Source organism: Peribacillus sp. NPDC094092, from assembly GCF_050279365.1.
Lineage (GTDB): Bacteria > Bacillota > Bacilli > Bacillales > DSM-1321 > Peribacillus.
The window spans coordinates 46,235-69,381 of record NZ_JBNNUC010000006.1 but is presented as its reverse complement, the minus strand read 5'-3'; the positions used below and the strand labels follow the sequence as shown (position 1 = coordinate 69,381).

At 37.6% G+C, this 23,147-nt stretch carries 21 protein-coding genes and 1 pseudogene; 15 read left to right on the top strand and 7 right to left on the bottom strand.

All coding sequences use genetic code 11. The features are described 5' to 3' along the window. Positions 1 to 50: 50 nt before the first annotated feature. Positions 51 to 1,178, bottom strand: coding sequence for a 2-methylaconitate cis-trans isomerase PrpF family protein (locus ACQKNS_RS22795; RefSeq protein ID WP_427645539.1), 1,128 nt, complete (start codon positions 1,176 to 1,178; stop codon positions 51 to 53). Positions 1,179 to 1,325: 147 nt separating this feature from the next. Here ACQKNS_RS22795 and ACQKNS_RS22790 point away from each other — a divergent pair, with 147 nt between their 5' ends. Together ACQKNS_RS22790 and ACQKNS_RS22785 are read left to right on the top strand one after the other, a co-directional pair. Continuing rightward, entirely contained in the window at positions 1,326 to 2,189 is an 864-nt protein-coding gene (locus ACQKNS_RS22790) for a LysR family transcriptional regulator (RefSeq protein WP_427645538.1), read from the top strand. A gap of 248 nt (positions 2,190 to 2,437) precedes the next feature. Beyond that, the gene (locus tag ACQKNS_RS22785; RefSeq protein ID WP_427645727.1) at positions 2,438 to 3,748 is read left to right on the top strand and encodes a CitMHS family transporter; all 1,311 of its coding nucleotides are present in this window, start codon (positions 2,438 to 2,440) and stop codon (positions 3,746 to 3,748) included. Positions 3,749 to 3,837: 89 nt separating this feature from the next. Here ACQKNS_RS22785 and yyaC read toward each other — a convergent pair whose 3' ends face one another. After that, positions 3,838 to 4,371, bottom strand: coding sequence for a spore protease YyaC (gene yyaC / locus ACQKNS_RS22780; RefSeq protein ID WP_427645537.1), 534 nt, complete (start codon positions 4,369 to 4,371; stop codon positions 3,838 to 3,840). A gap of 190 nt (positions 4,372 to 4,561) precedes the next feature. Next, positions 4,562 to 4,720, bottom strand: a complete 159-nt coding sequence (locus tag ACQKNS_RS22775) for a hypothetical protein (RefSeq protein ID WP_427645536.1) — start codon at positions 4,718 to 4,720, stop codon at positions 4,562 to 4,564. A 468-nt stretch (positions 4,721 to 5,188) separates the two neighbouring features. On the opposite strand from ACQKNS_RS22775, the pseudogene ACQKNS_RS22770 reads away from it, so the two are divergent. From ACQKNS_RS22770 to ACQKNS_RS22760, 3 genes and pseudogenes are all read left to right on the top strand, one after another. Then, positions 5,189 to 5,290: pseudogene (locus tag ACQKNS_RS22770) on the top strand (NADPH-dependent FMN reductase); the annotation flags it as partial. 148 nt (positions 5,291 to 5,438) lie between these two features. Further along, positions 5,439 to 6,275 carry an alpha/beta fold hydrolase gene (locus ACQKNS_RS22765; protein ID WP_427645535.1) on the top strand — a complete coding sequence of 279 codons (837 nt, stop codon included), beginning with the start codon at positions 5,439 to 5,441 and terminating at the stop codon, positions 6,273 to 6,275. A 191-nt stretch (positions 6,276 to 6,466) separates the two neighbouring features. Next, positions 6,467 to 6,739, top strand: a complete 273-nt coding sequence (locus ACQKNS_RS22760; protein ID WP_427645726.1) for a YesK family protein — start codon at positions 6,467 to 6,469, stop codon at positions 6,737 to 6,739. Here ACQKNS_RS22760 and blaI read toward each other — a convergent pair. Further along, complete coding sequence (gene blaI, locus ACQKNS_RS22755; RefSeq protein WP_427645534.1) at positions 6,716 to 7,096, bottom strand: penicillinase repressor BlaI; 381 nt, start codon at positions 7,094 to 7,096, stop codon at positions 6,716 to 6,718. The genes ACQKNS_RS22760 and blaI overlap by 24 nt on opposite strands. Further along, entirely contained in the window at positions 7,077 to 8,888 is a 1,812-nt protein-coding gene (locus ACQKNS_RS22750; RefSeq protein ID WP_427645533.1) for a BlaR1 family beta-lactam sensor/signal transducer, read from the bottom strand. Before ACQKNS_RS22750 ends, blaI begins: the two co-directional genes overlap by 20 nt. Before the next feature lie 313 nt (positions 8,889 to 9,201). Between ACQKNS_RS22750 and bla the strand changes: the two genes are divergently transcribed. Continuing rightward, complete coding sequence (bla, locus tag ACQKNS_RS22745) at positions 9,202 to 10,134, top strand: class A beta-lactamase (RefSeq protein WP_427645532.1); 933 nt, start codon at positions 9,202 to 9,204, stop codon at positions 10,132 to 10,134. Positions 10,135 to 10,276: 142 nt separating this feature from the next. Here bla and brnQ read toward each other — a convergent pair whose 3' ends face one another. Beyond that, entirely contained in the window at positions 10,277 to 11,620 is a 1,344-nt protein-coding gene (brnQ, locus tag ACQKNS_RS22740) for a branched-chain amino acid transport system II carrier protein (protein WP_427645725.1), read from the bottom strand. A 545-nt stretch (positions 11,621 to 12,165) separates the two neighbouring features. After that, positions 12,166 to 13,845 carry a NucA/NucB deoxyribonuclease domain-containing protein gene (locus tag ACQKNS_RS22735; RefSeq protein ID WP_427645531.1) on the bottom strand — a complete coding sequence of 560 codons (1,680 nt, stop codon included), beginning with the start codon at positions 13,843 to 13,845 and terminating at the stop codon, positions 12,166 to 12,168. A 430-nt stretch (positions 13,846 to 14,275) separates the two neighbouring features. Between ACQKNS_RS22735 and ACQKNS_RS22730 the strand changes: the two genes are divergently transcribed. The 9 genes from ACQKNS_RS22730 (at position 14,276) to ACQKNS_RS22690 (ending at position 22,916) form a co-directional block, all read left to right on the top strand. Next, positions 14,276 to 15,475, top strand: a complete 1,200-nt coding sequence (locus ACQKNS_RS22730) for an MFS transporter (protein WP_427645530.1) — start codon at positions 14,276 to 14,278, stop codon at positions 15,473 to 15,475. Positions 15,476 to 16,045: 570 nt separating this feature from the next. After that, on the top strand, positions 16,046 to 17,518 hold the full coding sequence (locus ACQKNS_RS22725) for a multicopper oxidase family protein (RefSeq protein ID WP_427645529.1): 1,473 nt from the start codon (positions 16,046 to 16,048) through the stop codon (positions 17,516 to 17,518). Positions 17,519 to 18,265: 747 nt separating this feature from the next. Then, positions 18,266 to 18,448 (top strand): hypothetical protein, encoded by a 183-nt coding sequence (locus tag ACQKNS_RS22720; RefSeq protein WP_427645528.1) that lies wholly within the window; start codon positions 18,266 to 18,268, stop codon positions 18,446 to 18,448. Positions 18,449 to 18,465: 17 nt separating this feature from the next. Beyond that, positions 18,466 to 18,624, top strand: a complete 159-nt coding sequence (locus tag ACQKNS_RS22715) for a DUF1540 domain-containing protein (protein WP_076368582.1) — start codon at positions 18,466 to 18,468, stop codon at positions 18,622 to 18,624. Between the two features lie 737 nt (positions 18,625 to 19,361). After that, positions 19,362 to 19,556, top strand: coding sequence for a CDGSH iron-sulfur domain-containing protein (locus ACQKNS_RS22710; protein WP_081109037.1), 195 nt, complete (start codon positions 19,362 to 19,364; stop codon positions 19,554 to 19,556). Positions 19,557 to 19,879: 323 nt separating this feature from the next. Then, complete coding sequence (locus tag ACQKNS_RS22705) at positions 19,880 to 20,065, top strand: hypothetical protein (RefSeq protein ID WP_427645527.1); 186 nt, start codon at positions 19,880 to 19,882, stop codon at positions 20,063 to 20,065. Between the two features lie 950 nt (positions 20,066 to 21,015). After that, positions 21,016 to 21,165, top strand: coding sequence for a hypothetical protein (locus ACQKNS_RS22700; protein ID WP_427645526.1), 150 nt, complete (start codon positions 21,016 to 21,018; stop codon positions 21,163 to 21,165). A gap of 649 nt (positions 21,166 to 21,814) precedes the next feature. Further along, entirely contained in the window at positions 21,815 to 22,312 is a 498-nt protein-coding gene (locus ACQKNS_RS22695; RefSeq protein WP_427645525.1) for an LURP-one-related/scramblase family protein, read from the top strand. Positions 22,313 to 22,538: 226 nt separating this feature from the next. After that, complete coding sequence (locus ACQKNS_RS22690) at positions 22,539 to 22,916, top strand: hypothetical protein (RefSeq protein ID WP_427645524.1); 378 nt, start codon at positions 22,539 to 22,541, stop codon at positions 22,914 to 22,916. The last annotated feature ends 231 nt before the right edge of the window (positions 22,917 to 23,147 follow it).

The window sequence follows — 23,147 nt, the reverse complement described above, 5'->3', positions numbered from 1 at the left end:
CCCCTCCTAACTAATGAATTTTTTTGCTGTAAATGGCAAATGAATTCAAATCAAGCTAATTGATAGGAAAGCTCGTAATTATTTTTGGTGTACACGTATCCCTCTAAAATGATTCTTGCTGTGCGTACTACTTTAATAGCGCGTATGTGTCCTGCAAGGAAATCAACCTTTGTTTCCATTATCCCCGCCGGGTGGGCTAATCGAAAAATTTCGTGTTTAATGTTCACCATCTCAGATAAAATCGTTTCCTGTAAGTAAGCTCCTGCAGTTGCACAGATGGCTCCTGTAATAGCAAGCGCTTGATGGGGCTTTTGCATCGACATCATTCGGATCATCAAATCCATTTCTGACGCTTTCCTTTCCGATCCGCTTAGATCGACGTAATCCATGGGAGGAGCAATTAGGGTCAATTTAGGCACAGCAGGAGATTTGACAGTTGCTGATTTCCTTGAGGAAAATTGACACATTTCGGCTGCAATTGAGCGGATTTCCTCAAGTTCACTTAATTTTTCCGGTGAATAATCAGTGGGTAATTCGCTTCCGCTGAGACCAATATCTTGTGCCCTTACAAAAACGAGTGGATTGGCAACATCAATAATCGAAACTTGAATCAGCCGATCCTTGGATTTAATCATGTCAATCGGATTTCCTGTCGGAAAAAGTTTTCCTGTAACTGCTCCTTCTGCACGGGTAAATGAAAGATAAATGGGTGATCCTTTACCAGGAACGCCTGGAATTGAGCAGTTCCCTTCTGATTTTACATGTCCATTTTCAACCTCTACTTCTGCAATAATCAATTTTTGTGTATTCACGTTAAAAATTCTCACCGTTGTAACAGGTTCTTGAGCAGGGACTAAGCCTTGCTCAATTGCGTAAGGTCCTACAGCAGATGAAATATTTCCACAATTCCCTTTAAAATCAACCATTTGATTATCAATGCTGATCTGTGCAAAAGTATATTCTACATCGAATTCGGGTGAATCCGATTTTTTGATAATCGCTGCTTTACTTGTCAATGAATTCGCTCCACCAATGCCATCAATCTGTCTCCGATCCGGGCTCCCCATCACGTCAAGTAAGAATCCTTCCCAATGTGAGCGATTCGAAGGCATATGTTCAAAATTTAGGAAAACGCCTTTACTTGTCCCGCCGCGCATTACAACTACTGGTACTTTCATTGTATAACCACCTTTTCTTAACCAATATTTATAGCACTACCGATTCCTTTGAAAATATAGTATGATAAGTTAATTCATAAGTAAAATACATATTTTTTTAATAAAAACAATAATAAAACTTATAATCAAAAAGGGGGAGATGGTTAGGTGGACGAAAAAGATTGGATTGCAATAAGGATATTATATGAAGAAAAAAACATTAGCCGTGCCGCAGAGCGTTTATATATATCGCAGCCCGCGTTGACGTATCGGCTTAAAAATTTAGAAAAAGAGTTTGGGACGGACCTATTTTTCAAAATAAAAGGAGGAATTGAGTTTACTTCCGAAGGGATACATTTAGCAGGTTACGCGGAAGAAATGGTGAAAAAGTTGCAAAAAACGAAGGATTATATGCTGAATATGAAAAATGAGGTAAGGGGAACGTTAAGGATTGGTGTTTCCAGCAACTTTGCCCAATATAAACTACCAGAAATATTGAAAAAGTTTTCGACCAAATATCCTCATGTACAATTTAATGTGAATACAGGCTGGAGTACAGAAATCATGAATCTCCTAAATTCCTCTACTGTTCAATTAGGCATTCTGCGTGGCAACTATGAATGGTATGGAATCAAATCGCTCCTGCATAAAGAAAGGCTTTGTTTAATCTCTAAAAAAGAGGTAGACTTAGATGATTTGCCACAACTTCCATTCATAAATTATAAAACAGACAGTTCTTTAAAAAACTTAATAAATGGCTGGTGGCATGATAGATTCCCGGAGCCACCATTTGTAACTATGGAAACAGATAGGCAGGAGACATGCAAAGAAATGGTAAAAAACGATCTTGGTGTTTCTATTTTGCCGGAAATATGCCTGCAGCCTTCAGATAACTTGCATACATACGGGTTATCCTACAAAAATGGGGAGCCTGTATTAAGAAATACATGGTTAATGTTTAACCAGGACTCATTAAAACTCTCTGCTGTAAAAAACTTTATTGATTTTTTGAATAAAAACTCCAACCTTTAGCATAAAAGCACAATGAAATTATTGAGAATTTCATTGTGCCTTTTAGATGTCTTTATAAATTAGCTGGATTATAAGTTTTTTTTTCATAAAAGCTCAAAAAATATGTATTTCACTTATTTAATGATATGAACTATTCTAAAAGTAGAAAACTTAGCAGCAGGGTAACTAAAAGTATTATATAATATTTTTCGATTATTCAAACTACTTATCCGTTTTGTAAGCGGTTTCTTTCGAAGGAGGAGATACATATTCTTACGTTACTTGGAATTTCTATGATTGTCGTTTTTACTTATTTAATCATGTCAAAATGGTTATCACCTGTTGCTTCCCTTGTAGTCATTCCAATTTTATTTGCATTGATTGGCGGATTTGGTCCAGAGCTCGGAGATATGATGCTCGAAGGGATAAAGGTTGTCGCACCTTCAGCAGCTTTGCTACTGTTTGCTATTTTGTTTTTCGGAGTACTGATTGACGCTGGATTATTTGATCCACTTATTAAAACTATGTTAAAAATCGTAAAAGGGGATCCGGTTAAAATAGCGATAGGAACAGCAGTAATTGCAATGACCGTTGCCTTAGATGGAGATGGTACCACAACACATATGATTACGATTTCCGCTATGCTGCCGCTTTACTTACGTCTGGGCATGAATCCACTGATACTGGCAACCATTTCTATGCTGGCTGTCAGTATCATGAGTGGTATGACTCCTTGGGGAGGACCTGCAACAAGAGCAATAGCATCCTTAGGTCTGGATGCGAATGAATTCTTTGTCCCGATTATCCCAACACTATTCGCAGGAATAGCAGCCATTCTTTTTACCGCTTATGTACTTGGGAAAAAAGAGCGTAAAAGGCTAGGTGTTGTTCATATCAAAGCTGCACCTGAAATGAAAGGAGCTTATGCTGAAGCAGCGGTAGCTTCCGCCATACAATACGATTTAAAGCGCCCTAAATTAATATGGGTCAATCTTTTGTTAACGCTCACAGTCATGATCGTGCTCGTAATGGGCTTAGTACCGGTACCGGTATTGTTTCTAATCGGTTTTGTGCTTGCTTCCGTCATTAATTATCCTAATCTAGAACAGCAAAAAGAGCGAATCGTGTCACATGTAGGAAACGCCATAACGGTTGTGACTTTAGTATTTGCGGCAGGTATTTTCACAGGGATTTTTTCCGGTACGAAAATGGTCGACGCCATTGCAAATTCATTAGTGGCCATCATTCCGGATTCTTTAGGCTCTTTTTTTCCGATGGTCGTTGCGCTCACCAGCATGCCATTTACGTTCGTTTTATCCAATGATGCTTATTACTTTGGCGTTTTGCCAATTCTTGCCGAAGCAGGAGCAGCTTATGGTGTGAGCCCTTTAGAAATTGCCAGGGCTTCCGTACTGGGACAGCCAGTACATTTCTTAAGTCCACTCGTGGCTTCGACTCTATTATTAGTAGGGATGGTAAAGAGAGATATCGGGGAACTGCAGCGGTATGCATTTAAATGGGCTCTAATATGTTCATTAGTCCTAATCATTGTTGCTATCTTGACAGGGGCTATTGTTTAAAATATTATCTAATGAATTCTTCGGATTTAAATGAAATAGGGCAGTGCCAGAACCAATTATTGATAGTGGTTTTGGCACTGCCCATTCTTTTAGTAAGTACCAGGATCCTCGCCGGCAGCTTGAGTAATTATTGTTACGATTGTTTTCGCAAGGTTCATAACCGTGTATAGACGAGTATCATTTAAAAATTGCATCGTTGGCAGCGGATCTATATAATTGACCATTCCTGTAATATGATAATCTCCCACTTCCGGCAATACTTTTTTTAAAGCTTTCCCTGGGACAAGCGGCCCTTCCTTCAAGAAAACATAACCAACCTGGTTTTGATCCCCTAAGCAAGCATCCACACTAAAAATAAGAGGCTTTTTGAATTGTTTTTTTATTTCTTTCAACGTGTCTTTTAAATTAAATGCATGAACGGGATTTTCCAAAGTACCGTAAACACGATAGGGCACCGTAAGCTCTTTAAGCATTGTCCCGACTAAAGGGCCTAATGAATCCCCAACTGATCGGTCTGAACCAATGCACAGAAAAATTACATCTTCATTTTGACATCCTGAAGATTGAATAATCTCTCTGACTTTTAATGCTAAGCTGTTTATTTCTTCGCCTTTTGGTTCCACAGAACAAATTGCTCCTCTTCTTGTAAATTAAACTCTTTTAATTCCCTTTATTCTATTATACGAACAAAAAAGATATCATGCATGTAAATATAAGCATATGTCGAGAATGATAGTTTTCTGTTTTAATCATTAGTATGCAACACTCTGAAATCTAAAGCAGAAAAAATAAAAAACCACTCAGAGTGGTTTTTTAATCCCGCATTGATCCTGCTTCTCGGGAGGTCATTGCACCTTGTCCTTCGCTTACATCTTTTTGAATTTCCTGTTTTACTTTTTGTGCATCAGTTCCTGAAAATCCTGGTTTCATAATTGAACCCGAATTCTTTTTAGCTTGGTGATCCTGTAGCATGCAAGTCCTCCTTAATCCATTGTTTAACACTCTTATTATTCACAAATGGCACTCAGTATATCCCGAGATTTGAGCGGATTTTAATACTAATGGGGCAGGATAGTTCAACAAGGAATGACTTCACCCTGGAACTATCCAGGATGAAGAGGTGTTATAGGAATGGTTGTGGTCCTGACTAACATACTGCTTCTTGGGGATTTGAATGTAAAGTTCAAAAAGACGTAAGGGATATATCTTGATTTGCAACCCTTTGTCTTACTTTAGTTGTCTATCCTTTTATTCAATTCTTTTCATCCAGACATTATATTAAAGGAACCCATACACAAAAAGCCTTGGACTCTATTGAATTCAAGGCTTTTCGAAATGTAACCTTATCTTCGTTTAATCTTATTATTCCATTATTGGAATCTATTCCCACGCTTGATAAAGTATAGTATCATGAATAGGTATTACAAACAAGGAGGGGATATGACCAAAACCATTGGCCTTATTTGTGGCAGTTTATGCAATAATTCTTATAATCGTATCATTGCTGAATCATTGACAGTCATGGATGATTCCGCTCAATTTCATTGTTACAAAAAGGAAATGAATCATCGGAACAATAGGATTTCATGCTTGGAGTCTGCGACAAAAAACGTGAATAAATAGGCTGCGGAATTCATCCGTATTATTGGAGTATGGGATATATATCGGAATATTTTTTGGAGGTAGAAAAATGGGGAAAATTAACGTAGGAACCGAAAATCAAACACCGATTGAACTATATTATGAGGACCATGGTACAGGGAAGCCGGTAGTATTAATTCACGGTTGGCCATTAAGTGGTCGATCTTGGGAATATCAAGTTCCTGCTCTCGTTGAGGCTGGATACAGAGTCATAACTTATGACCGTCGAGGGTTCGGGAAATCTTCTCAACCATGGAACGGTTACGATTATGATACATTCGCTACTGATTTACATCTGTTACTAGAGCATTTGGATATCCAAAGTGTGACACTGGTCGGATTTTCAATGGGGGGTGGAGAAGTTGCCCGCTATATCGGAACTTATGGAACAGATAGAGTAGAGAAGGCTGTATTTGCAGGTGCTGTACCACCATTTCTTTACAAGTCAGCAGAACATCCTGAGGGAGCATTTGATGATGCAGCCATACAAGGGTTAGAAAATGGAGTGAAAAAGGATCGCCTAGCATTTCTTGATGAGTTTACGAAAGGTTTTTTTGCTGCTGGAGATCGAACTGACTTAGTCAGTGAACCATTCCGACTTTACAATAGGGATATTGCAGCGGGCGCATCGCCTAAAGGGACACTAGAATGTATTTCTGCTTTCAGCAAAACGGATTTCAGAGGGGATTTAGCCAAGTTCAATATACCTACCCTTGTTCTTCATAGTGATTCTGATGCAATTGTTCCATATGAATATAGTGGGAAGCTGACACATGAAGCAATTCCTGGTTCTAAGGTAACTTTAATAAAGGGTGGTCCACATGGCTTCAATGCAACACATGCCAAAGAATTTAATGAAGCACTGCTAGCATTTTTAAAGGGCTGATTACAAATGACCTTAAATTGCTGCAAACTGATCGAAGGCTGCCATTTGGCAGCCTTTTTGCTTAATGAACTCACGGGCAGGTTGGCGTCTTCGTACTGTGTCATAAATATCAATAATATTGGTATTTAAATAACCTAATTTTATTTCTAAAGAGGTGATGTAATGGACATTATATTCTCTTTTTATACTAGCTGCTTGATAACCTTTATTCTTCTAGTTACTTTTGGAATAGCCCTTACAAAGAACAAAAAAAGAATAGCCATTGCTTGTCACTTATTTTCATCTTTTTAGGCATGATTAATTTTATATCTGGCCTTTTAGTTGTAGGAGGTTTTGAAGGTATGGCTGTTTCCATATTTGGTTTTGTTTATTTAGCATTGGGAGCTATTTCGGTCGAAAAAAGCGATTTGGAAAAATGCCAAATCGCTTTTTTGATAGTATTACTTTTTAGGTTTTTTATTTAAAATAAAGCGTAGTTCATTGATATCATCATCAGATAGGGAATCTTCCTGAATGAATTGGACAAGCATGGATTTCAGGGTACCTCCATAGATACGTTTGAGAAATGATTCGGTCTCGGCACGCTGGCACTCTTCCTGTGTATAGAGCGGGTAAAAGGTGTAAACTCTTTGAGTTTTATTGACACCCACTACATCTTTTTGAACCAATCGATCGAGAAGAGTGCGTATGGTTTTCGGCTTCCAATGGGTACTCTCTTGTAAGGAAACTATGATGTCATTTGCTGTTTGAGGGGCTTTATCCCAAAGCACGTTCATGATTTCCCATTCTGATTCTGATATGCTAGGAATGTTTTTCTCCATTTTTCTCCCCACCATCTTCTTTATAGATTCCTAAATCTTTTAAAATTGATAAAGTAATTTCTCCGGCCTTGCTTCCAGATGAATCATCTTCATTTTGGATATTGGTAGCAAAGAAATAAGTATTGGCCTTCGTCTCTACATACCCGATGAACCAACCATTGATGTTTTTTCCATTCACTGTTCCTGTACCTGTTTTTCCTGATAGACGCGCTTCCTCATTCTTTTCTAAGATCAGGGCTTCCTTCACAGCTTGGATATGCCTTTCCTTATATCCCAATTGATTGTAATAAAAGGCTTGCAGCAATTGGACTTGCTCGACTGGAGAAATTTTCAATGAGGATTCGAGCCAGAATTCTCCCAATCCCCCAGATACATCAGTATTTCCATAGTTTATCGCTTGTAGATTGGATTGTATTGTTTCAAATCCTGTTCTGTGATCCAATTCTTGAAAATACCAGTTTACGGAATTTTGTAAAGCGGATGAGACATCCTGATCCATATTCCAAGCGTCATAGGGTTGCTCCGTCCCATCCCAGGAAAGGGTGGATTCTTCGGGTGATATCACATTTGATTCCAGTGCAAATAAGGAACTATAGATTTTATATGTGGAATCAGGCGATACCCGCAACGTACTTTTCTCTTCATTATAAATGCGATATTGCTGTGCGTCATGATCATATAAAACAAAGCTTCCTTCATACCCTTTAAAGAATGGATGTAAATCCTCAAAAACCACTCCATCATTTTTAAAATAGTATCGGTCGTTTTCCGTCGCAAATGCGGAAACGAAAGGTAATTGGATTGTCAAAACCATACTGGCCAGCACATAAATAAAGACGCTTTTTCTTAATGATTTCTTTGTGGAATGTTTATAGGCAGAAATTCGTTCAATTCGTTTTTTGATTTGAAGTTTCGAACCATTTAAATGTGTCACGGTCTGTAGCGTACTTGACCGTTTTGAAAGATCCAAAAAATTAATGATTGTATTTCCATATTCTCTAAATGAATGATCATCTAGTAACTGTAAAACAGATGTATCACATGCGATTTCCCGATCCAATCTCATTTCTCTAAAAGCAAGCCAGACAAGAGGATTAAACCAATAAATGATTTGATAGAACAATATCACGTAATTTGTCAGCAAATCTTTGTTTTTATAGTGACTCAGTTCATGAAGAAAGATATACTCGTAATTTTTCAAGCTAAGCCAGTTTTCATGCTGGGAAGGTAAGACGATATATGTTTGAAAAAGTCCGAATATCATTGGAGATTGGACTTTTTTCGAAATGACAATCTTTATTGATTTTTTGATCTGTAGTCTTTTTTTGCATTCTTCGAAAAGCTCGAGAACTTCTTGATTGGAAAACGGAGAAGAATGATTCCTTATCCTTCTAAGTGTGAGCCATCCACGAACCATAGTAAAGGTAAATAAAAGCATCCCTGATATCCATAAACCCATCACTCCAATATTGAATAAGGACAGGTCGGGCCGATTGACCGATACAGAAAAGTCTTGTATTAGTTGCAGGCTTTGTGTCATATCAGTTCCAGTCATTTTCATATTAGAGCTGGGTGCATTAGTCTGATAGGGATCCCCACCGTTAAAGAGGGTACTAAAATCATATAAATCAGTAGGAATGAATGGAAGTGCTAAAGCCATAAAAAGAAACATCCACAAATGATAGTGCCATTTTGCTGTTAATTGCCCTCCAAACCATTTTCGTATAAGTAGAATAACAGCAACGGAAAATGAAGACACCAATAGACCGATTATAAAATGAGTTAAAAACATGTCCTTCAATACCACCTCTCTTGACTTTTAAATTTTAAAAAACAGGTATATAGCAAATTTATAGTGGCTTGAGGGTGAAAAAATAAAAAATTGACTTTCTTTGATTACATATGTAATACTGTACTACAGATGTAATAAGACTACAAATGTAATCTGTAAAAACTCCTTGGTTTTTTCAACTCGTACATAAGAGTCTAATCAAATAATCAGGAGGTTTACATCATGAACAAAAGATAGGGTGCTAGAGGTAAAGATCCGGCTGCCATCCAAGGAGAATACATAATAAATATTTTAAGAAAGAGGTTGAATGTAAATGAAATCATTGAGCAACATTTTTAGTACTTCCGCAATCAGAAAAATTGTGCCTGTTCTATTTCTTTCATGTGCAACGCTTTTAGGTTGTTCAAACAATAATGTTAATGCTGAATTAACTAAACCTAAAAAACAAGAAACTGCCAAAAATCATGATTTTGCCAAACTTGAAGAAAAATTTGATGCTAAACTTGGTGTCTTTGCGTTGGATACTGGTACAAACCAAACAGTCACCTATCATCCTGATGAGCGTTTTGCTTATACATCTACTCATAAGGCTCTAGCTGTAGGAGCACTTTTACAACAGAAATCACTAGATGAACTCAATCAAAGAATTACCTATACACGTGAGGATCTTGTTAATTATAATCCGATTACAGAAAAGCATGTTGATACGGGGATGACTCTTAAGGAGCTTTCTGATGCTTCTCTTCGATACAGTGACAATACTGCTGGAAACCTTATCCTTAAACAGCTTGGGGGACCGGCTGGATTTAAAAAGGCACTGGAGGAAATCGGGGATAATGTTACCAACCCGGAGCGATTTGAGCCAGATTTAAATGAAGTTAATCCTGGTGAAACTCATGATACGAGTACTCCAAGAGCACTTGCCACTAGTCTTCAGGCCTTTACATTGGGAGATGCACTTCCAACCGAGAAACGAGAACTTTTAATAGATTGGATGAAGAGAAATACTACTGGAGATGCGTTAATTCGTGCTGGAGTGCCGAAAGGTTGGGCAGTGGCTGATAAGACAGGAGCAGGATCATATGGTACGCGAAATGACATAGCGATCATTTGGCCATCAAAAGGGGACCCAATTGTTCTTGCTGTACTTTCAAGCCGTGATAAAAAAGATGCTGATTATAATGACGAGCTTATTGCTGAGGCAACAAAAGAAGTAATGAAGGCCCTTAAAAACAAAAATAAATAGAAAATGATTGTACTAAAAAAGTGACGTTAAGCAGCCTGTTTTTAAGAGGGACCAGGTGGGCTAAAAGGGCTCCAGGACTCGACATTCAATTAAAAAAGGTCAACCCGTAAAAAATCACTGGTTGACCTTTTTTAATAGTTTCTTAACTGCTAGTTGGGGGATTAAGACCGAATTTCCCTCGTAGTATGCTACTGCTAAACCCTATAAATCCTCCAACAATTGCTGGAATAATCCAGCCTAGTCCGACATCGTACATAGGAAGGATTTCATTAAAAAAATTATTAATGGAAGAAAAGTGGATACCGGCTCGATTTAATCCATCAAATAAACTAATTATAAAGGTTAAAAGTAAGCTTCCTTGATACACTTCAGTTTTCCCTTTAAAAAAAGAATGAAAGAATGTCAAGAAAATTAATACAATGGCTAATGGATAAATAGCCGTTAAGAGAGGGATGGAAACAGCAATTAACTGTGTTAGGCCAATATTGGCAACTATTGCACTAAAAATAGATAGACTAATAGCAATCGTTTTGTAAGGTACCTTTGGAAACAATTTATGGAAGAATGAAGAACAAGATGTAACAAGTCCGACACTTGTTGTTAAACAAGCTACTGTAATCATTAATCCTAATAATATCCCGCCATAAGCTCCAAAATAATAATCCGAGACTTTTGCCAAGATAGTGCCTCCATTCTCCAGGTGTCCAAGTTTTTCTACACTTGAAGCACCCATATAAGAAAGAGCTGAATACATGGTTGCCAGGAAAAAGGCAGCAATTCCAGTTGCTTTTGCACAAACAACCATAATTTGTTTTTTGGTTTTAGCACCTTTTTCTTTAATGGCATTAATGATGATGATGCCAAAAACAAAAGATGCAAGCGTATCCATTGTTAAATAGCCTTCTCTAAACCCATTAAAAAATGGTTGAACTGAATAATTCTTAATGGGCGCTTGAAAATCCCCGATTGGATGATTAAAAGCAACTACAACTAGGATACCAATGAACGTAATCTTGATTGGTGTTAATATTTTCCCGACAATTCCGACAACTTTCGCGGGATTGATCGAAAAAAGGCACGTAATGCTAAAAAAGATGATGGTGAAAATAAGTAAAGGTACAGGACCTGAATTGTCGGACAAAAAAGGTTTTACACCGATTTCAAAAGAAACGTTTCCTGATCTAGGCAAAGCAAATAAAGGACCAATGGCGAGATAAAGGATGGTTGTGAATACAATACCAAATAAAGGATGTACCCGGTTAGCCAACGACTGTAAATCATCTTTCCCTGAAAAACCGAGTGCTAACACACCAAGTAACGGTAAGCCAACTCCTGTTATTAAAAACCCTGCATTTGCTGGCCAGATATTCATGCCTGCTGATTGACCAAGCATTGGTGGGAAAATTAAATTTCCTGCCCCAAAAAATAGTGCAAATAACATTAAACCAATAACCAATATAAATGAAAATGGTACTCTAGTAGCCAAATTAAAACCTCCATGACTTTTACTTTTCCAAAAAGAAATAATTTTCAAAAAAAATGATCGTAAATTTAATACATTAATTTGTATTATGACCTGATAGATTCTCCTTTTGGGCGGCCTTATTTCATATGCAATAAGGTTCTTTAAAATATTAATGACATACAGATTATTACTACCATGTTTTAAGATTCAAATGATAATCGGTGTGAATTACAGAAAATTCCCCTACTTAGCCCCCTATTAATGATATGTAATCATTTACTTAAATTACATTTTATAACTATTGGTATATTGTAATACATGCTTCTTTCTCTTTAAAGGATACAAAGGAGGAAAAAAACAAGAAATAAAGTTGTCATTAGGGGGGATAAAAGGGGGAGTTATGAAAAAAACTTCCTGGTTGTTTGCTGGATTTAATGAAAAATATAAATAGCATTTGCATGTTTTTATCGGGGATATGATGGAAGTAAATACTCAAAAGAGCTTAGATTGGAATACCTAAGCTCTTTTAACTAGCCTTCGTCTTTTATTCAACTAAACTTCTATCATTAAGGGATTGCATAGACTTCGACAGTGAAGCTTTCTCCATCGGTGTTTTCCGGTCTGGCGATGTAAAAATCTTCACTCGTTTTGATTTCTGACTCGGACCCGTCTGTAAGATCATAGAAGATCGTTTCGTCGATACCGAAGCTGATGTCTTTCATGACATCGAATTTTGCATCTTTAGGACCATCGACGATTTTCCATTGTAACTTGGTCGCGTAAGCAGGGATGTTCCCGATCGTGAAGTTATCACTTGAGCGGTTATCCTGGCCGTCCTGGGGCTGGCCTTCCGATCGGATCGTCGCGATTTTCTCGGGAGCTTCGACCTCCACATTAAAAGCATCTCCATCCAAAATCCGGTCATAGGCGTACCAGGCACCGAGCCATGTCCCTGCAGCACCGTTCGAATCAGCGGAAATCATTCTTACAGAAAAATTATCCGATCCGTTCGTCGATGAACCTTCCCAGGTGGAAGCGAAAGGATATTCGTCACACTGCTTTCCTGTCCGATCCTCATCTTTGAACTCCCGGTCACAAATCCTTCTTGTCTTGTTCCTATTACGGTTGTATTCGTCCTGATGACGTTTAGTATACATCCGTGTCAGTGTGCTGTCTCCTACAGCTCCCGGTATTTTCTTTCCAACCATTTGAGGCTTTGTCTGTTCTGGGTGATCCATGGCGTCCTTCCAATGCTGGCCGGCTTCAGTTAGCATTTCGAATTCCGGTTTCGTGATCGGGACATTGAAGACCGGTGTTGCTTTGCTGAAAACGGCTCCTTGCCGGAAATATTGATCCGGGAAAGCGAACATGTATTTTGCAGAGTCATAACGGACGGTCTGTTTGATGCCATCTATGCTTTTTTTGTATTTCCTTGCTGAATGGGTAAGGGTGAGTTTCGGCCAAAATTCCATGTATCCCAACTGGTCAGGATTTGAATCAGTTGCTGGGGGCGCTTCTGAGGTGAAGATTTCTGTATCGAAGTTCGTGTTTTTCCAGTGGGCGATCGTTCGTTCCGTCGGTGGATAGCCGGAATCCTCTTTACAGTCTCCTGCGTTCAATTTCGATTCACATACCATATCGATTTTCAACTTGGCTCCATTTAAAGCTGGATCGGTCACGATGATATCGTCAAGTGTATAATAGATCCTCATGTTCCGGCTTTGGTTGGAACCATAACCTATTTCCGTGAATTGAAATTGAACTCCTGCGTTTATACAGATCCCTGCGATGCATTTTACAGGGACTTGATATGTCGCCACATGGGACCAACAGAAGGAATAGCGGTTCTTGATATACCCTGTTTCTGAACTGCTGTCAGGACTTCTCCGGCATTCATCCACAGTCTGGATATGATCATAGTCAAATTCCGGGGGTACCCATCCGACCGCCGTCTTGATCGGAGGTTCCAAGTTCGCTCTGTATGTCGATTTACTTTGCTGGTCTGCTTCCAACAATTCATTCAATGTCTGAATGCCTTCTTTTTGCTGGATTTGATCTTGTTTGATTTCAAGCTCCCCGAGGGATTTACCTTGTTTCATAAGTTCGGTTGCCTTCTTGATCTTGTCGTCTGGAACCCAGTATCCTCCACCTTCTGAAGTTGCCTGTGTCTGTACAGGTGCAAAGATGCCAAGGGTCAATAGCATGACAAGGACAATTGTGAAAAATTGCTTGTGTAACCTGGACATTATAATTCCTCCCTTATTGAGCAGTAACAACTGTTTATTACCCATGGACTAGTGCGCTATTAGGTCGGTGCGATTTAAATCGCTGATAGGTTACTACAAAAAAAAAAGTTTGACAATACATTCCAAATCAAATAATGCTATTAACCTACATTTTTTACCAAATGATAAATAAATAGGAAGATGGTGGCCGATTCAAAAGACCTGATAAAGTTAATGACAATAAAGATGTGCATTAAATAAAGTTGGTTAAAACGAAGGTATGTTATTCAGGGCTGTGTTCTTTTATTTGTATCTGAACAAACAAGGTGAAGGAGAAAAATCATTAAAATGAAATATTTTAAACATTCTGATTTTAATGCTCATTCTTTAGTTTATAAAATGATATAATTTCTTAAATTGGAAATTTTGTTTATGTCAGGAAAGAAAATGGATGATGATTTATTTAAGGGGCGGTTTCGAATTGAAAAACAGCAACATTTGGATATTGAGCTTCGTTAGTTTTTTTACAGATATGGGCACCTATATGGTGACTCCTTTAATCCCAATTATTCTTGCTTCGTCTGGCCCTTTGATTATTGGGATTGTAGATGGTTTATCAGAAACCTTGGCAAGTTTTTTGAAATTTTTCTCTGGTCGCCGTTCGGATCGTTTGAAAAATAGAAAAGGGTTTGCTTTGTTTGGTTATGGCTTATCGGGTTTAGGAAGAATATCTTTGATTATTTCAAGTTCCTGGGTCGGCGTTTTCATATGGAAACTGATAGATCGTACGGGTAAAGGGATACGAACGGCTCCAAGGGATGCGCTTATATCTGAGTCTGGAGGAAAAAGTAAGCAAGGAAGGGTTTTCGGATTACATCAAATGATGGATATGTTAGGGGCCTCCATCGGGATTGGAGCTGCTTATTTCATTTTACAGATGAATGGAAATCAAAACTATCATGATGTTTTCCTGTATTCTTTAATCCCTGTAATTATTGGTTGGTCACTCTTATTGGGCATAAAGGAAAGAAAGTTTGAACCAATGGCTAAAGAAATGCGGCCTGCCACAAAGCCTAAACTTGACGTGAAACTTCTAAATTCGAATGTAAAAAAATTATTGTTTATTGTTTTTCTCTTTACTATTGTGAATTCATCAAATTCGTTTCTTTTACTAAGAGCGGCAGATTTAGGAGTTTCTACTGCCAATGTTCTATTATTATATCTACTCTTTCACCTTACAGCGTCTTTATTTTCATATATTTCCGGGGCGTTTTCAGATCGATACGGACGAAGAGGTATCCTAACTGTAGGATATGCGTTATATGGATTTGTATATATTGGTTTTGCGGAAGTACATACAACGATTGGTTTGATCGGTCTATTTACATTATATGGGCTGTATTCAGCTTTTACTAAAGGAGTTGAAAAGGCGCTGGTTGCTGATATATCCAATCCGGAAAGTAAAGGAACTGCCCTTGGTTTCTATGCCATGATTACGGGGATTGGCCTATTTCCGGCTTCTTTGCTTACAGGTTTGTTATGGCAGATATTCGGCGCTGAAGTTTCATTCCTTATTAATGGGATCATCGCCTTGATTGCATCTATTTTGTTATTTAGAATGCTCTCCATTAACGTAAGAAAAGCAACATAGATCTTAAAATTGATAGTATGTTGTCCATAAGTGGCCATGCGGAATATGAACAAAAAATGTATATGCTTCCATTAAAGGCGTGATTCTTTTATAAGAATCACGCCTTTCTTAACAACTAACAGGTGCGTTAGGTGAAGATCGGCGCTCTTTAAGAAAGCTCTTTTATGTCGTACAAAACAGAAAATTTTAACGCTCTACCTATACATTTGTTTGGCTCACTTTACACAAGCACTCCCCTTATTCATCTCATAATTTGATAGAAAGGGAGGATGTGGGGTAGACCCTTTTACTATTTCCAGTGTTTTTATACTTACAGCTCGGACAAGTGTCGTTTCACAACTTTTTTAACGCCATAAAATAAAATGGAGCTTGTATTTTAATGAGGCAGTATTCCATTGTGTTCGTGTGGCGTTAGTGAATGAAGTTTCCGGTGTTTTCCCGAAATTCCATTTGAAGAGTTGGTACAAGGCCATTTATATCTCTTTTTGCTTTCGACCACTCTCACGGTTCAAGCCATGAATCTTTTTTGTTTTCAATATTTATAAATTAAAGGAGTGAAAAAAAGCAAACATGAAATTTAAGAAATTTGTTGATCGACTACCAATTCCGCAGGTAATCAAATCAAGAAAAACTTCCAAAAATAACCCTTATGTTGTAAGAATGAAACAAACACGCCATCAATTTCATCAAAATTTGCCCAAAACGAAAGTATGGGCGTATAACGGGTTAGTGCCTGGTCCAACATTTGAAGTCAAGAAAGACAAACCTATATACGTGAAATGGAAAAATGAATTACCTAAAAAACATTTTTTACCCATCGATACAACGATTCATGGGGCTTCTCATAACCCTGAAGTTCGAACCGTTGTACATTTACACGGAAGTCCGAGTACCCCAGCAAGTGATGGACACCCAGAGGCGTGGTTTACCAAAAATTTTGGGCAAACAGGACCGGAATTTGTAACAAAGACCTACAAATACCCAAACCGTGAAAGAGCGACCACTCTTTGGTATCATGACCATGCCCTTGGTATCACCCGGTTAAATGTGTATGCAGGTCTTGCAGGCCTATATTTAATACGCGATGAAGAAGAGAAGGCGCTGCCTCTTCCGAAGGGAAAATATGAGGTACCACTCATCGTCCAGGATAAGTCATTTAATCCGGATGGTTCTCTGTTTTATCCAGCCCAGCCAAGCAATCCCTCACCAGATTTACCTTTTCCATCTATCGTTCCTGGTTTTTTTGGAGAAACAATCGTAGTGAACGGGAAAGTCTGGCCTTTTTTAAACGTGGAGCCCCGCAAATACAGATTTCGTATAGTAAACGCTTCTAACTCTCGCGCATACCAGTTTCAATTAAGTAATTCTCAGTCCTTTTTTTTAATCGGAACAGATGGGGGGCTTCTTGAACGGCCGATTGAGGTACAAAGTCTACTAGTTGGTTCAGCTGAGCGGATTGACATCGTTGTGGACTTCTCAAAATTGCAAGGCGAAACCATCATCTTGCAAAACCAGTTTGAATTAGGGAATCCTACAGGTGATGTGATGGCCTTCAAAGTGACAAAGCCGTTAAAAGGAAAGGACAAAAGTCAAGTGCCGGCGATGTTAAGTAATATTGATCATATTCCACTCAAAGAAGTCAAAAAGGTAAGACACTTAACTCTTGTGGAGACACAGGATGAATTTGGACGTCCTATGCTTTTGTTAGATGGAAAAGAGTGGGATGATCCAGTGACAGAAACACCTCTACTTGATTCGGTTGAAATTTGGGAGCTGGAAAACATGACTGACGGTGGCCATCCAATTCATCTTCACTTGGTGAATTTTCTCGTCCTTGAACGCCGTGACAGTAATGGAAACCTTAAACAACCTCTTCCCACTGATTTTGGCTTAAAAGATACAGTGACAGTCAACGCGCGAGAAACGGTTCGAATCATCATGCGATTTGAACCATTTGCCGGCAAGTATGTATGGCATTGTCATAAGTTAGAGCACGAAGACCATGACATGATGCGACCATTAACGATAAGAAAGCACAAATGAACTGGATAACAGGTCATAGGCCGATATTGCTTATAAAAGTGAATAAAGGATTTATGAACAGCAAGATAGAGGCCTATTCTTTATCAGTTCCATATGAGCTCATAAGTGTAAAGCAGAAACTTACCAAGCAATTTTGACTTGAAAGTTTTTGACGATAAATTCGAAGACTTAATAAGTAAACTTTTGAATTCGTGAGTGTGAAGGAGATTGGTTTTTAATATCGTGAAAAACTCAACTTAGAGGAGAGCCGGAACAACAGGCTCTCTTTTTCTTGTTAGGAAAAGTCTGCAAAAATAAAACCAATCCGACTTTATGACACCCTAATTACAAAAATCCCCTTAAAAAATTAGCATTGTTGACGCACCCATCAAATAGTCTTAAACACAAATCTTCACATGATCGATCACGCCTGCAAGCTGAAAGACACCCACTAAGATTTGAGAGGCATCTCTCTATACACGTTTCGCCGGGACTTCTCGGAGGACAAGTACAGTTACAGTTCTGACGGCGTCTTTGATTACACTGTTCTCTTTGATCTGCCCAATCAGGTTCACATCTGTTATGAAGATATGTGGTATCTACAAAAGGTTTGCAATGTGGAATAGGATTAAAAGAGTTTATTTTAATCACCGAGTTAGTATATTCATTAATAGAAAAAAGGTTTGTACAATATAGTACAAACAGTGAAAATAGAACGGCTAAAAACCTGTTTATTCAATTGATTTGATAGGTGAGCCAGGGTTAAGTATGAAAACAAAACGTATCAAAACTAATATGGATCAAGCTATTTGGTTAAAACAAGTGCTAGAACAATTGCCAGAAGAGGAAATCAACTTATTAGGATTGTCATTAGGTTATTCCATAGAAGAAGAAAGAAGCTTATGTGAGTTTATCCATATCCAAAAACGGGAATATGTTACTAAACGATAAAGAGGAGGAGACATTTTATGAAACTCGAAGTTTTGTGTAACGTAGAGAATTGTACGTACTGGGCCGAGGGGAATCAATGTGTTGCTGACTCCATTTATGTCGTGGGCCTTGATAACAATGATGCTGACAATGTTGAGGAAACGGCTTGTAAAACCTTTGAACTTCGTAAACAATAATGGAATACAGAATGGGCCGGACGGCTGATGCCGTCCGGTTTTTTTATTCGCACAGTCCCCTATCGGTATGCAGTCATACCGGGTTCCTTTACCATTTTTAATGGGGACTGTCCCCTTAAAAAAAAATAAATTAGCACGACTATGCAAGAGGGGATATAACTTGAAAATCAATTTGAAAACTTTATTAAATTAGTGAACAAAATAATTTTATTAAAGTAAGTATTTATATATTTGGTGGATTTTCAATAGTATTAGCGGGATATAATGTTGGGCGTTTGGTCGTAATGATAATGTTCTAGTCTAGGCAATCAATAGTCATTCCAACCGTTAAAAAGGAAGGGCAGATAACTAAACATTATCTGCTCTTTTTTAATTTATCTTCTATTTGAACTAACATGTGAACAAATGTACTTAAACTAAAGGGTGCGTTAGTTCATTAAGAAGAAGTAAAAAAGTCGATTCCTTAACTAACGGGTACGATTCTTCATTAAGAAGGATTGCTTTTTCTTATGCAGCTAAAGGATCAGGTTAGTAGAATAAGGTTTTTGGAACTTTTTAAAGTAATATCCTCTAAAAATAAGGGGGAGGGCGATAAAATGTGGTGTGTTTTTATTGGTATAACACTTCTTCTTTTGGTGATTGCAGGATGTCAATCAAATAATATTGAGGAAGTAGAACTTATTTATCGTTTAAAGTTATCCCCTCATGGCAAAAATGTTTTAAAAAAGAGGTGATTTATTATAGCTACTATTAAAGTTAATGATAATGGTTCATTACGTGTATCAGGGAATGTAGAGCTAGTCGATGGTGAAGGGAATAAAATTGAAACAAAAGAAGCCTTTTCCCTATGCAGATGTGGACTTTCCGATAATAAACCTTTTTGTGACGGATCCCACAAAAGTAATTTCGAAAGCGTAGTTAGGGCAGAATAAAGCTAGTGGGACAGAAGCTTTAGGTTACCCTTTTGGGAAATCGAACCCCAAAAAGCCGCCCGATTCATTTTTCTTTTACGAAAGAGTATGTTTTTGAACTATTGGGTGCGTTAGTTCACTAAAAGAAAAAAGGAGAGTGCATATTATACATGTCTAATATGCACTCTCCTTTATTTATTAAGGTTTTTTATAATTAGGTCTAGATAATTTTGAAAAACTCACAAACATTAAAAGACCCGTCAATAGACTTGTTTTTTGTACGAAAGAAGGAAGGCCACCAAGTTTCGGCGAATATATCAATATACTTTTTGGAGGTGTTGGATATGGGGATTTGTTGTGGAGAGTGTCACGTTGAATTAAAGAGTGATGATTATGTCACATTAGATGAATTTAGCACGCTGAGGCATACATATTGCGGTTATGATCTTATTGCCGAGCTGATCAAAGACATTGGGACTTATCGAAATATCAAAAAAAAGTATTGGTTTTCCCGTGAGCGTACTAAATGAAAATCGGTAAAATCTTGAGTTAATTAACTGATACACCAACGAATATTGCCAAAAGGGCTGATGTTCATCTTTCAGAAAAATTAATAAGAAAAGCATTGAATAAAATAAAGAACCTATTAACGATACCAACCAACGTTTTAACGTTGGCATAAAACGTGGTAAAGAACAGGTCAAACAAGCGAACGAACAATCAGCACCAACCGTAGAACGAACAAACGTTATAAGAATACGTTCTTCATTTGATATGATGTTGAACTTATGAAGGAACTAAAAAATACAAGCAATCATTCATGATAGGAGGTTCATGATCTAGTTGAAAGTGCCGTCAGGCCCTATTTAGCTGAATTAAGGAAAAATGATGCGGCTTTGAAATAAAGTCACTATCAAAGTTACACCGATTTACCCCTTTGGATAATATCCTCTAAAGGGGTATTTTTATGTCGAAAAGATAAAGTACATCTGAAATTTAAAAATGGATCAAGCGAATTTTTGAGTGGTAATAGAGTTGTTCCGTTAAAGGGCGCGATTTGTTAATATTTATAACAGTGAATTCTATTCAAAAAAAGTAAATCGAAGTGAATTAACAGACTGTGTAAGAAATAACTGTGTTAGTTCCTGAAAAGGCCATCATTTAGTGGCCTTTTGAATGTAAAAAACATCCTTAATTTAAACCTTATTTACCGAACAATTGGACCTTTAGAAGACAGCTGAACAAACAAGAAATAGAATTATTGAGGATTATGCAGAGTGTCAAGGCATTTTATTTTGATTATAGCAATGAAATGAATACCATTTGGCGATGAATTATTTTACTAAGTTTTTAATGTTTTTACTGATATATGCAAAGTTAGCAGTACACTAATAAAGTAAAAGGTTTACTTCAGTAAAATAAGGTATATTATATTTGTTGAATAGATTTTCTTTAAAGACAAGAAAAGTAGGTGAACAAAGTGGGAAAATATCAATTGGATACTAAAGGTCAGGTAGCTGTGACAAAGTTTCATGAAAAACAGAAGCCTGCCAAATTTGATAAAAAGCAGCACCTTGAAAAATTACGTGCGGAGTATTTGAAAAAGAAGCAAAAACAAACAGATAAATAATTTGAATGAAAACATAGGAAGACTAAAATCTCCCTATGTTTTTCTTATTCGACGTTCTTTTTTCAATTGATGATAGAGTGAATTATTCCCATGAATTTCAGATTCGGTGACAAAAAACTCGTCATCAGAAATCGATCCCTCACTAAAAATTTCAGTAGCAGAATACACCAGTAATCTCCAGCAGAAATTTTTAAAACATTTGGATACTCAATTGGCTTAGGCAGCTGAATAAAAAGATAAGTCTCGATTCTTTCAGCAAGATACTTTCTCAACGCCCCACACTCAAAGAAAGTCAGGGAATACATGCTTTACATCAATAAGGGAGGTTGTTGAAGCAACCTTTGTGTTAGCGCCATAAGAGGGCCGCCAATTGGCTGCCTTTTGAATGTGTACGATCTTTACAATTAGCATACATATTCAAGGCAGGATAGTTCAAGGGTACATAAAAATTGTTCAACAACTGGGCCAGAGTGCGAAGGAAGAATTGCTGACTTCACAAAAGGTAAATTAGTTAAGGATAAATAGTGGTGAACCGAAAAGAAGGGGCTTTTGAGTGGAGCTATTATTTGGAATTTAATGCATAAGATTGGAACCGATACCCATTTCAAACGTAAGTAATGTAAAAGACTTAAGGTTGGGAGGCATAAGGATGAGGCAGCTTTATATAAAGCAGAAGGTATTCAGTCTTAGCGGGAAATTTACAGTAAAGGATCAGCAGGAGAAGGATATATATTACGTGGAGGGAAGTTTTATGCAAGTTCCAAAGACTTTCTCCATTATGAATACAGCAAGAGATGAAGTAGCACTCATTACGAAAAAGGTGTTCAGCTTTTTACCAAAGTTTTTGGTTGAGGTGAATGGTCGAGAGGTATTAACAATAAAGAAGGAATTTTCCTTCTTAAAAGCACGATATACAATTGATGCGGCAGGCATTGAAGTACATGGCAATTGGTGGGATATGGATTTTGAAGTTTTACAGCATGGTAAAATCGCAGGTAAAGTGGGCAAGGAGTGGTTCACTTGGGGCGATAGCTACAAGGTTCAAATAATGGATGAAGAGATGGAAACCATTATTATTGCACTCGTTGTTGCAATTGATTGTGTGAAGGCTGATCAAGCAGCTGCTTCCTCAGCATCGTCGATTTAAAGTAGAAGTGTAAAATGAAAAGGCTGACAGTGTTAAAAAACACTGCTTGTATATGTGCGGTGAACCGTATCATAAATAAATGTCAGGGCCATTTGGTACCAAGGCTTTATATTCGTTCTTCAGTAATCGGGGGCTTTTTTAACTGATTTTAATCAAACTTTTTTCAAAGCAACATATTATAAAGAGCATGATTTTTTTAAGTCAAAACGGGAAAGGAAGAATGAGTATGAAAAAGTTTTTAATGAGTGTTGTGGCATTGGTAGCTGCGTTGTTGATCCCTTCTTCTACATTTGCCAGTGGCTGGGATTACTTAGGGGAAGAAACCCTTTATTCTAATGGTGCTGAAAGTCATGTGTATGACTCTACAGGCGGAGATTATAAGATTTGCCGCGATCCTTACGTGGGGCCAGCAGGAAAGTTGAAAGTTGAATTATGGGAGTACGATCCTGATAGTTATAATGATTATGTAGGAACTAGATATATAGAACGAGGAAAATGCGGGTATTTCTGGGGTATTGGTAAATTTGTTGATGGTGGAAATGAAGCCGAATTCTTTGCAAAATCAAGGACTGACAGTGATATGCATTTAATCTTTTATGATTAATTCACTGACTGAATGAAAAAAGAATCAGGTTGTACACCCGATTCAACTGGCTATCTCGATATAGCCTTTTGTGTCGATTTGAAAGAAAGTTGTACAGATTAAAAAAATCGTAGCGTTTTAAAAAGAGTTTAACGTATATAAAAAAGAAAAACCGAAATGATTTAATTTCGGTTTTTCTTAATGAACTAACGGGGCAGGTTAGTTTAACTGTAGTTTTACAAAAAAGATTGA